The 13,564-nt window shown below is 65.9% G+C and carries 9 protein-coding genes; 6 read left to right on the forward strand and 3 right to left on the reverse strand.

Translation table 11 applies throughout. The features are described 5' to 3' along the window. Positions 1–161: 161 nt before the first annotated feature. Together ACI2JH_RS14215 and yihA are read right to left on the reverse strand one after the other, a co-directional pair. Entirely contained in the window at positions 162–1,526 is a 1,365-nt protein-coding gene (locus ACI2JH_RS14215) for a glutamate--cysteine ligase (RefSeq protein WP_320504806.1), read from the reverse strand. A gap of 487 nt (positions 1,527–2,013) precedes the next feature. After that, positions 2,014–2,613: a ribosome biogenesis GTP-binding protein YihA/YsxC gene (gene yihA, locus ACI2JH_RS14220; RefSeq protein WP_042614138.1), complete on the reverse strand. Its 600-nt coding sequence runs from the start codon at positions 2,611–2,613 to the stop codon at positions 2,014–2,016. 124 nt (positions 2,614–2,737) lie between these two features. On the opposite strand from yihA, the gene ACI2JH_RS14225 reads away from it, so the two are divergent. From ACI2JH_RS14225 to fhuE, 5 genes are all read left to right on the forward strand, one after another. Next, positions 2,738–3,535 carry a c-type cytochrome gene (locus tag ACI2JH_RS14225; RefSeq protein WP_404736536.1) on the forward strand — a complete coding sequence of 266 codons (798 nt, stop codon included), beginning with the start codon at positions 2,738–2,740 and terminating at the stop codon, positions 3,533–3,535. A 102-nt stretch (positions 3,536–3,637) separates the two neighbouring features. Next, the gene (locus tag ACI2JH_RS14230) at positions 3,638–4,285 is read left to right on the forward strand and encodes a thiol:disulfide interchange protein DsbA/DsbL (protein ID WP_101098947.1); all 648 of its coding nucleotides are present in this window, start codon (positions 3,638–3,640) and stop codon (positions 4,283–4,285) included. Between the two features lie 100 nt (positions 4,286–4,385). Beyond that, a complete protein-coding gene (locus ACI2JH_RS14235; protein WP_182657305.1) occupies positions 4,386–5,207 on the forward strand; it encodes a thiol:disulfide interchange protein DsbA/DsbL in 822 nt (273 codons plus the stop codon). A gap of 52 nt (positions 5,208–5,259) precedes the next feature. After that, positions 5,260–5,997: an endonuclease/exonuclease/phosphatase family protein gene (locus ACI2JH_RS14240; protein WP_191769632.1), complete on the forward strand. Its 738-nt coding sequence runs from the start codon at positions 5,260–5,262 to the stop codon at positions 5,995–5,997. A gap of 236 nt (positions 5,998–6,233) precedes the next feature. Then, the gene (gene fhuE, locus ACI2JH_RS14245) at positions 6,234–8,393 is read left to right on the forward strand and encodes a ferric-rhodotorulic acid/ferric-coprogen receptor FhuE (protein WP_182657306.1); all 2,160 of its coding nucleotides are present in this window, start codon (positions 6,234–6,236) and stop codon (positions 8,391–8,393) included. Between the two features lie 78 nt (positions 8,394–8,471). On the opposite strand, the gene ACI2JH_RS14250 is transcribed toward fhuE, so the two are convergent. Next, a complete protein-coding gene (locus ACI2JH_RS14250; protein ID WP_182657307.1) occupies positions 8,472–11,345 on the reverse strand; it encodes a TonB-dependent receptor in 2,874 nt (957 codons plus the stop codon). A gap of 209 nt (positions 11,346–11,554) precedes the next feature. Between ACI2JH_RS14250 and ACI2JH_RS14255 the strand changes: the two genes are divergently transcribed. Further along, complete coding sequence (locus tag ACI2JH_RS14255; protein ID WP_182657308.1) at positions 11,555–13,531, forward strand: transglycosylase SLT domain-containing protein; 1,977 nt, start codon at positions 11,555–11,557, stop codon at positions 13,529–13,531. Positions 13,532–13,564 lie beyond the last annotated feature (33 nt).

Genomic DNA, 13,564 nt, shown 5'->3' on the forward strand with positions numbered 1-13,564 from the left:
AGGGGTTGGTGGGGGCGTTTAGCGCCATGGATGGCGCGAAACGAGGCCCGCAGGAGCGGCTTCTGCCGTCCCCCACCAACCCCTCCCGCCCGGCCCGGTCCAGCCCCCGTAAGCCGCTTCCAGCGACCCACCACGAAGGGCTCCGCCGTTCGCCGCAACGATCAGTACGCGAATTCGCGGAACACGTGGTCCACGTCGCCATTCCAGCGCCCATGGAACAGCGCCAGCTTGCGCTCGGCCGGCGTCAGGCCGGACTCGACGATTTCCTGCAGCACGTCCAGGTAATGGCTTTCATCCATGCCATCTGCGTTCAACGCAGCGCGGCGCTTCAGGCCGCCCACCGCGATCTTCACCGCCTCGCGCGAAAGATCACGCACCGTGCCGTTGCGGAACGGCAGGTTCATCGCATGCTTGGGCACGCCATCGCGCAGCGCGTGGCGCTCGACCAGGGTGAAATCACGCACCAGGTCCCAGGCTGCATCCAGGGCCTCGTCGTCATACAGCAGGCCCACCCAGAAGGCCGGCAGCGCGCACAGGCGACTCCACGGGCCCCCGTCGGCGCCGCGCATTTCCAGGTACTTCTTCAACCGCACTTCCGGGAAGGCGGTGGTCATGTGGTCGGCCCAATCGGTCAGGGTCGGCAGCTGGCCCGGCAGCACCGGAAGCCTGCCGGCCATGAAATCGCGGAAGCTCTGGCCGCTGGCATCGTGGTACACGCCATCGCGGTAAGAGAAATACATCGGCACATCGAGCAGGTAATCCACGTAGCGCTCGTAACCGAAGCCGTCCTCGAACACGAAGTCCAGCATGCCGGTGCGGTCGCCATCGGTATCGGTCCAGATGTGCGAGCGATAGCTGAGGTAGCCGTTCGGCTTGCCTTCGGTGAACGGCGAATCGGCGAACAGCGCGGTGGCGATCGGCTGCAGTGCCAGCGACACGCGGAACTTCTTCACCATGTCCGCTTCGGATGCGTAATCCAGGTTGACCTGCACCGTGCAGGTGCGGGTCATCATGTCCAGGCCGAGCGAGCCGACCTTGGGCATGTAGTTCTTCATGATCTGGTAGCGGCCCTTCGGCATCCACGGCATCTCATCGCGCGTCCACTTGGGCTGGAAGCCCATGCCGAGGAAGCCCAGCTGCAGCTCACCGGCTACCTGGGCCACTTCATTGAGATGGGTGCCGGTCTCCACGCAGGTGTGGTGGATGGTTTCCACTGCCGCGCCGGACAATTCCAGCTGGCCAGCCGGTTCCAGCGTCACCGAAGCGCCATCGCGCAGCAGGGCGATGGTGCGGCCTTTTTCCTGCACCGCTTCCCAGCCGAACCGCTGCAGGCCCTGCAGCAGTGCTTCGATACCGCGATCACCGTCGAAGGTAGGCGCACGCAGGTCGTCCAGCCGGAAGCCGAATTTTTCATGCTCGGTACCGATGCGCCAGGCGGCGCGCGGCTTCTCTCCCGAGGCGATCACCTCCACCAGCTGCGAACGGTCAGTGATGGGCGTCTGCGCGACGTGGCTGGGGCTCGACAAGGGACAGGCTCGCTGGTGGGGTGGCGGATGGAATGGGGCTGCGACCCCGTCATCACAAGGGCGCACTATAGCGTGAGGCCTGCCTGCGTCACGCCCCCGTGACGGACTTCAGCATCCCACCGGCGGGGGCTTGACCCCCGTACACTCGAGGGATGACGTTCGTCCCGACCGCCATGGCCGATTCCGACATGCGTGTCGAGGGTTGTGCCGGCGCGCGCGGCGGCAGGCACAAGCGTGACGACCAACGGTCGTCACCCACGAAGACCAACGGTCGTTGCCTGCCAACCGCCGAAGCAGACGGCCAGCGGACCCGGGCGGGGTCGAGGACCGGTAGCGCCGAGCCATGCTCGGCGAGCGCAGCGGCAGGCACAAGCGTGACGACCAACGGTCGTCACCCACTAAGACCAACGGTCGTCACCCACTAAGACCAACGGTCGTCACCCACCAAGACCAACGGTCGTCACCCATCAAAACTACCGCGCCGGGGTCAGAGACCCAGCCAGCCGCCGATGATGCCGCGCGCTTCGTCCACGCCCAGCCGGCTTTCGCCGGAGAACACCTGCACGCCGACGGTATCGCCGAAGGCCTCGTGCAATTCCTTCTTGACCTTGTTCAACGAGATCATCTGCTGGCTGCGGCTGAGCTTGTCGGCCTTGGTCAGCAACGCATGCGCCGGCAGGCCGCGCTGCACCGCATAGGACAGCATCTGCCGGTCGTATTCCTTCAGCGGATGACGGATGTCCATCACCACCACCAGGCCGCGCAAGGCTTGCCGGGTGCGGAAGTACTGGTCGATGAAGGCCTGCCAGTGCGCCTGCAGGTCCAGCGGCACTTTGGCGTAGCCGTAGCCGGGCAGATCCACCAGGTGCGCTTCGGGGGTGACCCGGAAGAACACCAGCTGCTGGGTACGACCGGGGGTCTTGGACACACGGGCCAGCGCGTTCTGGCGGGTAAGGGCGTTCAGGGCACTGGACTTGCCGGCGTTGGAGCGGCCGGCAAACGCCACTTCGGCACCTTCATCAGGCGGCAGCTGCCGCATGTTGTGGGCCGAAACGAAGTAGTGCGCGCGTTCGATGAGAAGAGACATGGCGCATAGGATCGCATGTTGCGCTGCCGCGCGCCCGACCATTGTTTGACCGTGCCATGAACCGGCGTTGATAATCCGGCGTATCCGGGCGGAGGGCCTGGCCGGACCAGAACGGAGCTTTAGCATGCGCCACGCTCGCGTTATTGCCGTTTCCGCTGTCGCCATATCCATCCTGGGCGCTGCCGCCTGGGCGCAGACCAGCATCACCCCGCTGCCGGACAACGGCCCGATCCAGACCGCATCGCTGGAAATCGACTTCAGCAAGACCCAATGGGGCGATGCCAAGGCCGGCCAGACCAAGGCCGCCGCCTGCGCGGCCTGCCATGGCGCCGATGGCAACGCGAGCATCGAGATGTATCCCCGCATCGCCGGGCAGAGCGAACGCTATTCCGCCCAGCAGATGGCACTGATCGCCACCGGGCAACGCACCTCGGGCGCGGCGGTTGCCATGGTGCCTTTCGTCAAGGATCTCACTGCACAGGACATGCGGGATATCGGCGCGTTCTTCGCCACCCAGAAGGGCGCCGCAGGGATCGCCGATGACACCGTCGTCGCCGATGGCCCCTACAAAGGCCTGAAATTTCACGAGATAGGCCAGCAACTGTATCGCGGCGGCGACGTGGCGCGCGGGCTGCCGGCCTGCATGGCCTGCCACGGCCCGACCGGCGCGGGCAACCCCGGCCCCGCCTATCCGCACATCGGCGGCCAGCACGCCAGCTATGTGTCCCGTCGCCTGCAGGAGTACCAGGCCGGCCGCACCGGGGAGACGGACAAGACCCACTTCCAGATCATGGCCAGCGTGGCATCCAAGCTCACCGAGCAGGAAATCCAGGCGCTGGGCAGTTACCTGCAGGGCCTGCACGACCGCGCCGACGATGTCGCCGCGCAGGCCACCGCAACGGCGCCGACCGCTGCTCCCTGACGACCGTCGATCACCTGCGGTATCCCCCGCAGGCGCTGGCTGAGGTATGTTCATCTCCGCGCCGGCACCCGCCGGCGACTGTTTTCATGGAGATGCGTGTCGATGAGGTTGATTCCCCGTCTGTTGCTGTCCCTGCTGGCGTTGCTGCCGCTGGCCCTGTCCGCCGCGCCCGCCGCGACCGACCTGCAGGAAGGTCGCGATTACGAGCGCATCGCCCAGCCCGGCCCGTTCCAGCCGCTGGCCGGCAGGATCGAGGTCGTCGAAGTGTTCGGCTATACGTGCTCGCACTGCGCGCACTTCGAACCGCAGCTGGTCGCCTGGGTCGCCAAGCTGCCCAAGGACGTGCGCTTCACCCCCGTTCCGGCCGCCTTCGGCGGGCCGTGGGATGCGTGGGCCACCGCCTACTACGCCGCCGACCAGCTGGGCGTCGCCAAGCGCAGCCACGGCGCGGTGTTCAAGGCCCTGCACGAAGATCGCAGCCTGCCGATGCAGAACGTATCGGCCGACGAACTGGCGACCTTCTACAAGCAATACGGCGTAACCGAGGCCGCCTACGTGGCCGCGCTGAAGAGCGAGGCGGTGCAGGCCAAGGTCAGCGCCGCGCGCGATTTCGCCCGTCGCACCCGGGTTCCGGGCACGCCCAGCCTGGTCATCAACGGCCAGTTCCTGGTCAAGGGCAACAGTGCCGAAGACCAGCTGCGCATCGCCTCGGCACTGATCGCACAGGCCCGCTCCGGCAAGGCCCGCTGAACCACATGCCATCCACACGCGGTGCCCATGCACCTGCGTGTCATCATTCGTTCCTGGCTGGCGCTCGACGCCGGCCTCAACCATTGCTGGAGAAGCTTTGATGAAGACCCGTTTCGCCCTGACCCTGCTGGCCCTGCTGCCCGTCCTCGCTGCCTGCAAGGCCGACGACGGCACCGCCAATGTCGCAGCACCGACCGAAGCCACCCCGGCCGCCGAAACCGCTCCGGCAGCCGATGCCGCCGCACCGGCCACCAGTGAACAGGCTGCCGGCACCGAGCAGGCGGCGGGCAGCGAAGCCGCACCGGCGGCCGCCAACGATGCGCCGATGCGCCTGACCGGTCCGGAACCGGTGGCCGGCACCGACTACGTGGTGATCGAGAACGGCCAACCGTTCCAGCCGGTGGCAGGCAAGGTCGAAGTGGTCGAGATCTTCGGCTACGTCTGCCCGGCCTGTGCGGCGTTCCAGCCGCTGGTGGGCCCGTGGAAGGCCGGCCTGCCGGGTGATGTGAACTTCATCTACGTGCCGGCCATGTTCGGCGGCACCTGGGACGACTATGCGCGTGCGTTCTACGCTGCGCAGACCCTGGGCGTGCAGGAGAAGACCCATGAAGCCGTCTACGCCGCCATCCACGCCGAGCAGACCCTGAAGGGCGAGCGCGGCCGTGATTCGGTCGATGACATCGCCGCCTTCTACGGCAAGCATGGCGTGGATGCCAAGCAGTTCAGCGCCGCGATGAGCAGCTTCGCAGTCAATGCCAAGACCAACGCCGCCAAGCAGTTCGCCCAGCGCAGCAAGATCTCCGGCACGCCGTCGCTGATCATCAACGGCAAGTACCTGGTGAAGGGCAACTCCTTCCCGGACTACCTGCGCATCGCCGACCACCTGATCGCGCGTGAGCGTGCGGCCAAGGCCGGCAACTGATCCTGGACAAGCGCATTCCGTCGTGAATTCCCCCACATCACGCACCCTGCGCCTGCTGACGGCCAATATCCAGGCCGGCTCGAGCACCCGCCGTTACAGCGACTATGTGACCCGCAGCTGGTCACATGCGCTGCCGGCGGGTCGCAAGCGCAGCAGCCTGGATGCGATCGCCACGCTGGCCCGCGGGCACGACATCGTCGGCCTGCAGGAAGCCGACCCGGGCAGCCTGCGCTCGGGCTTCACCAACCAGACCCACTACCTGGCCGAACGCGCTGGCTTCAATTACTGGAGCCATCAGCCGAACCGGCGCATGGGCGGGGTGGCCTCCTCGGCCAACGGCCTGCTGAGCCGGCTGGAACCGGTGGAAGTGCAGGACCACGCCCTGCCCGGCCGGATCGGCGGGCGCGGCGTGCTGCTGGCCAAGTTCGGCGATGGTGCCGACGGGCTGGCGGTGGCCGTGGCGCATCTTTCGCTTGGCGCCGGGTCGCGGCTGTCGCAGCTGTCGTTCATCGCCGAGATGCTGTCCGACCACCCCAACGCAGTGCTGATGGGCGACTTCAACTGCCTGGCCGAACGCCCGGAAATGCAGGTGCTGTACCAGAAGACCACCCTGCAGCCCCCCGGCTGCGTAGTGCCCACCTTCCCCAGCTGGCGCCCGGACCGGGCCATCGACCACATCCTGGTCAGCAGCAACCTGCAGCAGCGCAGCATCGAAGCCGTCCCCGCGGCGTTCTCCGATCACCTGGCGCTGGCCATGTCGATCGACGTCCCGGCCAGCGCGCTGCGCTGAAAAAGGGGACGGAGGGGATTAAGTCGTTTTCGGCCAAGCAAGCGAGCCGAAAACGACTTAATCCCCTCCGTCCCCTTTTTCTGCCATTGAAGATGCGAATCAGTCCCATTATCATAGTGTGATCGTGATCGCACAGGATGGTGCGGACGCGCCTTAGCTCTTCCCCACTTCCCGCTCCGCCTGGCCACCAGGGATCCCCGGCCAGGCGCCTGTAGCGACCTGCCTGGTTGATGCCGATGACCCGTCCCGCCCCTCTCGCCCTGCGCCGCCTGCCGCAGGCCCTGATGGTTGCCCTGTGCAGCCTGGCTGCCGCACCTGCGTTCGCGCAGAACACCGACACGCCCGATGGCAGCGCCGCCACCACGCTGGATGGCATCGTGGTCAAGGGTGAGCGCGCCGAAGGGTATTCGGTCCGCCGCACCTCGGCCGGCACGCGCTTCGACCTGGCCCCGCGCGAGATTCCGCAGTCGGTCAGCATCATCAGCCACCAGCGCATCGAGGACCAGAACCTCGACGACATCATCGACGTGCTGGCCAACACCACCGGCGTCAGCAGCACCCAGTCCGACACCGAGCGCACCGAGTTCTACGCGCGTGGCTTCTACATCGACAGTTACCAGTTCGACGGGCTGCCCACCCAGATGGTGCAGAACTGGAGCTACGGCGATTCGGGCCTGGACCTGGCCCTGTACGACCGCGTGGAAGTGGTCCGCGGCGCGACCGGCCTGCTGAGCGGCGCCGGCAATCCGTCGGCTTCGGTGAACCTGATCCGCAAGCACGCCGACAGCGCCGAACTGACCGGCAACGTATCGGTCAACGTTGGCAGCTGGGGCCGTACCCGCAGCACCGTGGACGTGACCACGCCGCTGAATGCCAGTGGCTCGGTGCGCGCGCGCGTGATCGGCAGCTACCTGGACACCGAATCGCAGATGGACCGCTACAACCAGCACAAGACGCTGGGCTATGCGGTGATCGATGCCGACCTGACCCCGGACACCCAGCTCAGCGTGGGCTACGACTACCAGCAGAAGCGCGCCAACGGCGCGACCTGGGGCGGCTTCCCGATGCTGTTCTCCGACGGCAGCCCGACCCCGTTTGACGAATCGTTCAGCGCCAACCCGGGCTGGACCTACTGGGATACCACCAGCAAGCGTGCGTTCGCCACGCTGGAACATGCCTTCGCCAACGACTGGAAGGTCAAGCTCGGCGCGACGCATGACACCACCAAGGCCGACGACAAGCTGTTCTACCCGGCCTACAACGACTGGACCACCGGCGCCTCGCTGCTGGACAGGAACACTGGCGCCGGCGTGACGCCCTCGGCCGGTTTCTACAACACCGAGCGCAAGGTCAACGCAGTTGACGGCTTCGTGGAAGGCCCGTTCCAGCTGTTCGGCCGCGAGCACCAGTTCATGGCCGGCCTGAGCTACAACAAGCGCGAGTTCGCCAATTACGGCGACTACCAGGTCGGCTGGGCGCCGCTGGACAACTATCTGGCCGGCGTGGGCAGCTTCACGGAGCCGAACTGGGCGGCCACCCTGCCGTTGCAGAGCGAAGGCACCATCACCCAGAAGGCCGGTTATGCCGCCACGCGCCTGTCACTGGCCGATCCGCTCAAGCTGATCCTCGGCGCCCGTTACACCGACTGGAAGAGTGAAGGCGAAGGCGACGACCGCTCGCACACGGTCACCACGCCTTACGCGGGCCTGGTGTTCGACATCAACGACACCTACTCCACCTACGCCAGCTACACGGAGATCTTCCAGCCGCAGACCGCGCGCGACCGTAGCGGCGGCTACCTGGATCCGGTGGACGGCAAGAGCTACGAGATCGGCGTCAAGGGTGCGTGGTTCGACAATCGCCTGAACGCCTCGGTCGCGGCCTTCCGCATCGAACAGGACAACGTGGCGCAGGTCACCAGCGAGCCGATCCCCAGCCGCCCGGGCGAGTTTGCCTACGTCGCCGCGCGCGGCACGGTGAGCCGTGGTTTCGAGTTCGAGCTCAACGGTGAACTGGCCCCGGGCTGGAATGCCACCTTCGGTGCGTCGCGCTACGTGGCCAAGGACATCAACGACGCCAACATCAACACCAACCTGCCGCAGACCACGATCAAGCTGTTCACCAGCTACACCCCGCAGTCGCTGACCGCACTGACCGTGGGTGGTGGTGCCAACTGGCAGAACGGCATCTACTACCCGGTGCCGGCTTACGGCCGCATCGAGCAGGACGGCTACGCGCTGGTCAGTGCCTTCGTGCGCTACCGCCTCTCGCCGGAGTTCAGCGTGCAGGCCAACCTCAACAACCTGCTGGACAAGACCTACTTCTCGCAAATCAACGGGTATGGCGCGTATGGCGATGGGCGTAACGGCTCGCTGACGTTCACCTACAACTTCTGAGTCTGGCAAGTGACGACCAACGGTCGTCACCCACCGATGTAGAGCAGGGGCGGATCGAAAGATCCGCCCCTTCCTGCATCAGAAGCGCAGGTCCGCCCTTGCGTACCAGTAACGTCCACGCGGGATGTCATACGTGGAAGCGTCGTAGCCGTTCAACGAGCACGACAGGCAGATCGGCGGATCCTTGTCGAACACGTTGTTCAGTCCCAGGCTCAGCTGCAGGCCCTTCATCCAGTCCACCTTGTAGCCCACCTGCATGTCATGGAAGGTGGTGGCGGCCAGCTTGTTGGTACCAGCGACCTGGTCACTGCAGATCGGGAAGGCGGAGGCGTCGCCGCACTGTTCAGTGAGCTCGGAGATGTGCCGCACCGTCCACGAGGCATTCCAGTTGTCCAGCGCCCACGACACGCTGGCATTGCTGGTCCATTCCGGGATTGAACTATCCGCCACCTCCACGCCCGGCTCCTGCGGCTGCCGCTGGCCGGCCGCGCCGAGTGCCTCGTAACGGCCAACGAAGGTGTTCTGCCAGCCCAGCTTGAACTGACCGATGTCGGTCTGCGGCAGGGTGTAGAACAGGTCCACGTCCCAGCCATCGGTCTTGATCGAACCGAGGTTGGTCAGGCGGTTGTTGAAGCTGCTGATCGCACCGGTGTTGGCGCGGGTGATGCCGTTGCAGTACAGCGGGTCCAGCGAATCCACGCACAGGTCCAGCTGGGTCTGCGCGTTGATGGCCTGGATGGCGCCCTCGATGGTATGGCGGTAGAACGTCACCTCCACGTCGAAGCGCTCGGACCATTCGGTGTTGTTGGCAAACCACGGGCTCCACACGAAGCCGGCACTGAAGCTGCGCGAATGCTCCGGATCCAGCTCGAGATTGCCGCCGGTGGTCACCGAGATCTGCGAATTGGCCGATTGGAACCCGGCCGGCACCCCGAGCGCAGCACAGTTCGCTGCATTGCCGCGCGGTGCATCACCGCCCAGGCCGATCGAGCACGGATCGAAGAGCTCCAGATCCCCACGCGCAGCCGAACCGTACAGTTCGCCGATCGACGGCGCACGGAAGCCTTCGGCATAGCTGGTGCGCAGCACGAAGTCATCGGTCACCTGCCAGCGCAGGCCGTACTTCGGCGTGAACTCTCCACCGAAGGTGGAATAGTCCGAGTAACGTCCGGCCAGGCTCAGGTCCAGCTTCTCGCCCAGCGCGCTCTTGGCGAAGATCGGGATGCTCAGCTCCAGATAGGCTTCGTTGACGTCGTAGGAGCCGGATGTCGGCAGTGACGGAACGCCGTTGTAATGGCCGATCACGGTCAGTGGATCGGGCTGGTAGGAGCCCTCGTACTTGCGGTACTCGTAGCCCGTGGCGAAGGCCACCGGACCGGCAGGCAGGGTGAACAGCTCGCTGGACAGATTGGCAGTGAACAGGCTCAGCTCGTTCTGGCTGCGGTCGCGTACCACCGGCTGGATCCACTGCAGCATGGCGGGGGTGATGCTGCCTTCCCCACTGAAGATATCCAGCGGAACGCACCCGGGAGTGGCCGCGCAGATCGCCGGATCGCCGAGCGCAAGATTTACGTTGTAGATGTTGTAGCTGCCGTAGTTGGTCTGCTCGGCCTTGTTCTTGCTGTACATGCCGTTGACGTCCCAGAACCAGCTTCGGTCAGCCGCTTCGAAGTCACCGACCAGGCCCGTTGCAACGTAGCTGGTAGTGACCTCCTGCTCGAACACGCGCGCACCGCCCTCCACCGGGCGACGGCCAATGAACTGCAGGTTGTCAGAGGAAACCAGATCGAAGCCGAACGGGTTGTAGGGATTCAATGCCGAGACGGTGATGTTGTCCGCCAGCGCGTTGCCAGTACCCGCGTTGGGACCCAACCCGAGTGGCTCCGGCGCGGCCTGGTTGGTCGATTCACGTCGGTTGCCCAGCGCCTTCACATACCACTGCATGTTGTCGGTGATGTCGAAGCGGAACTGACCAAAGATGCCCTTGCGCTCAGAGGGCGTCAGCAGCAGGTTGTACTGCGCGTAGTTGAATCGATCGGCGCTGGTGAAGCAGTGGTAATCATCCGTGCGGCTGCAGCCAGCGCTGCCGTCGTAGGTCGGCGTGCCCGAGCCCACGTTCGGGACCAGATCCTGCGCCGCCCCGGTGTTGGGATCAACGAACTGGAAGCGCCCCTGCGGAATGCTGCCACTGCCGAACGACAACCCTGTGCCCGGCTTCGGCAAGCGTGACTGGTCGCGCGTATTCGCATACACCGGATCCTGCTTGGTATAGCTGGCTCCCAGGAACAGACTGTAACGGTCGCCCTGCGTGCCCCAGGCCAGGTCGATGCCCTTCTGCGTGCCATCGCCCTTGCTGTACTCGCCGTAGTTCATCGTCACCTGGGCGCCATCGAAATTGCGGCGGGTGATGATGTTGACCACACCGGCGATGGCATCGGAGCCGTACAACGACGATGCGCCGTCTTCCAGCACTTCGATGCGTTCGACGATGGCCAGCGGAATGGTGTTCAGATCGGTCGCCGAGCCGACGCCGGAGGCGGACGATTCGTTGACCCAGCGGATGCCGTCAACCAGCACCAGCACGCGCTTGGCGCCGAGGTGACGCAGATCAACCTGTGCCGAGCCGGCCCCTACGCCGCTGCCATCGGGCGGGAAGCCGAAGTTGCCCGACGAGTTGAACTTGGCATTCAGCGCCGAGCCCGATCCGGTGAGCTGCTGCAGCACCTCGCCGATGGAGGTCAGGCCGGTGCGTTCGATTTCAGTGCGGGTGAGGGTCTGGATCGGTAGATGGCCTTCGACCTCGGCACGCTTGATGCGCGACCCGGTCACTTCAACACGATCCAGGTCAGTGGCGACACGAGGGGTCTCCTGCGCCATGACGCTGACGGAGGACATCAGGCCGACGCACAGGGATACGGCGACCGCCAACGGGCGGTAATGCAGGTTGTTCATTCGCTTCTCTCTCTCCAGATGGGCGTGCTAATCAACTGCGGAAATCACACAGCGTCCTAGTTGTAAACAACTTGTAAAACATACGGCGTGACCTGGTCCTCGCTTTCACCTCGGCTGCACAAAACCCACTTGGGAGATGCGATGGCTGGCAAGACCCGACGCGGTTACGTGAACAGCAGAATTCAGGCGTCAGCGGCTATGCTCCCCGGATGACTCGACACTCTCGCCCTGCCCTGTCCCTGATCGCGCTGGCTGCCCTGCTGCCTGCCGTATCCCCGGCTTCTGCCCAGTCCTCCGATGCCCAGCGTGCGCAGCTTAAAGCGGCCATCGCCGATGCCGAGCGCGGCCAGTTCAATGCGGCCCAGGCCGGCACCCTGAGCCGCAACCCGGCCTACGGCTGGCTGGAATATGCCAACCTGCGACGCAACATCGAAACGGTCAGCAACGACCAGGCCCAGGCCTTCCTCAAGCGCTACGACGGCCAGGCCGTGGCCTCCACGTTCCGCAGCGTGTGGCTGCCGGCGGTCGCACGCCGCCAGGACTGGTCGACCCTGCTGGCCAACTGGGCCCCGACTGAGAACGTCGGCCTGCGCTGTGCCCAGCTGACCGCGCGCCAAGCCACCGGCAAGGCCGATGCGCAGTGGACGAGCGAGGCGCAGGACCTGTGGCGCAAGGCCGGCAAGTCGCTGCCCGATGGCTGCGATGCGGTGTTCGCCGTATTGCAGACCCAGGGCGGCATGACCGACGCATTGCGCTGGGAGCGCGTGGACGCCGCCGCCGATGCCGGACAGCCGGCGGTGATGCGCAGCGCCGCGCGCGGCCTGCCCGCGGCCGACCTCGCCCTGGCCACCGATTACGCCGCCTTTGTCGATGCACCCAGTGCCAAGGCCCTGAACTGGCCACGCAACGAACGCAGCCGCCGCATTGCCACCGATGGCCTGCAGAAGCTGGCCAAGGCCAATCCCGACGCCACCGAACAGCAGCTGCCGCAGTACGCGCAGGCGCTGGGCCTGAGCGCGGACCAGCAGGCCCAGGTGCGCTACCAGATCGCGCTGTGGACGGTGGCCTCCTACCTGCCCGATTCCGCGCGCCGGCTCAACGCCGTACCGGATTCGGCGTATGACGAACGCCTGCACGAATGGCGCGTGCGCGAGGCGATGTCGCGCGGTGACTGGCCGGCCACGTTGGCCGCGATCCGCAAGATGGGCCCGACCCAACGGGCGGACTCGCGCTGGACCTATTTTGAAGCCCGCATGCTGGAAAAGACCGGCCAGACCGCGCAGGCCAAGCCGGTATTCGCGCGCGCCGCCAGCTCGCCGACCTTCCATGGTTTCCTGGCCGCCGACAAGCTGGAACAGCCGTACATGCTGTGTCCGTGGAAGCCCAACGACAGTGCATCGGCGCGTGCGGCCGTGTCGGGTGATCCGGCCATCGTGCGTGCGATGGAGCTGTACCGCATCGACCGCGCCAGCTGGGCAACGGCGGAGTGGAACAGCGCGCTGGCCAAGTTCGACGACACCCAGCGCCGCCTGGCGGTGGAAGTGGCACAGGAAAACGGTTGGTTCGATCGCGCGGTGTTCTCCCTCGGCAAGCAGCCGGACGAACAGCGGCTGTACCACCTGCGCTTCCCGCTGCATCACGACGGCAGCATCCGGCGTGAGGCCGCACGCAATGCGATCGACCCGGCCTGGGTGGCGGCGGAAATCCGTGCCGAGAGCATCTTCAGCCCCAATGCGCGCTCGCCCGCCAACGCCATGGGCCTGATGCAGGTTCTGCCCACCACCGGCGCTGCGGTCGCCAGGAACATCGGGCTGACCACCTACGGCGGGGCCGCCAGCCTGTACGACCCGGACACCAACATCGCCATCGGCACCGCCTACCTGCGCCAACTGATGAACAAGTACGACGGCCTGCCCTACGTCACCATCGCCGCGTACAACGCCGGTCCCACGCCCACGGCGCGCTGGCAGACCCAGCGCCCGGGCTTTGATCCGGACCTGTGGATCGAGACCATCAGCTACAAGGAAACCCGCGAGTACGTGGCCCGCGTGCTGGCCTTCAGCGTGATCTACGACTGGCGCCTCAACGGCGATGCGCTGCCGCTGAGCGACCGCCTGATGGGCAAGCTGGTGGACACCCGCAAGAAGTTCACCTGCACCGCCGCGGCGGCTGCCAAGGCGGATTGACCTGCGCCCGGTAATGACGGCCAGTGTCCGCCA

This window comes from Stenotrophomonas sp. NPDC078853, assembly GCF_044901215.1.
GTDB classification, from domain to species: Bacteria; Pseudomonadota; Gammaproteobacteria; order Xanthomonadales; family Xanthomonadaceae; genus Stenotrophomonas; species Stenotrophomonas lacuserhaii.

Excerpts from the sequence above, each read along its gene's own strand:
- ACI2JH_RS14250 (WP_182657307.1), bottom strand. The coding sequence starts at position 11,345 with ATGAACAACCTGCATTACCGCCCGTTGGCGGTCGCCGTATCCCTGTGC.
- ACI2JH_RS14225 (WP_404736536.1), top strand. The coding sequence starts at position 2,738 with ATGCGCCACGCTCGCGTTATTGCCGTTTCCGCTGTCGCCATATCCATC.
- ACI2JH_RS14235 (WP_182657305.1), top strand. The coding sequence starts at position 4,386 with ATGAAGACCCGTTTCGCCCTGACCCTGCTGGCCCTGCTGCCCGTCCTC.
- ACI2JH_RS14255 (WP_182657308.1), top strand. The coding sequence starts at position 11,555 with ATGACTCGACACTCTCGCCCTGCCCTGTCCCTGATCGCGCTGGCTGCC.
- fhuE (WP_182657306.1), top strand. The coding sequence starts at position 6,234 with ATGACCCGTCCCGCCCCTCTCGCCCTGCGCCGCCTGCCGCAGGCCCTG.
- ACI2JH_RS14230 (WP_101098947.1), top strand. The coding sequence starts at position 3,638 with ATGAGGTTGATTCCCCGTCTGTTGCTGTCCCTGCTGGCGTTGCTGCCG.
- yihA (WP_042614138.1), bottom strand. The coding sequence starts at position 2,613 with ATGTCTCTTCTCATCGAACGCGCGCACTACTTCGTTTCGGCCCACAAC.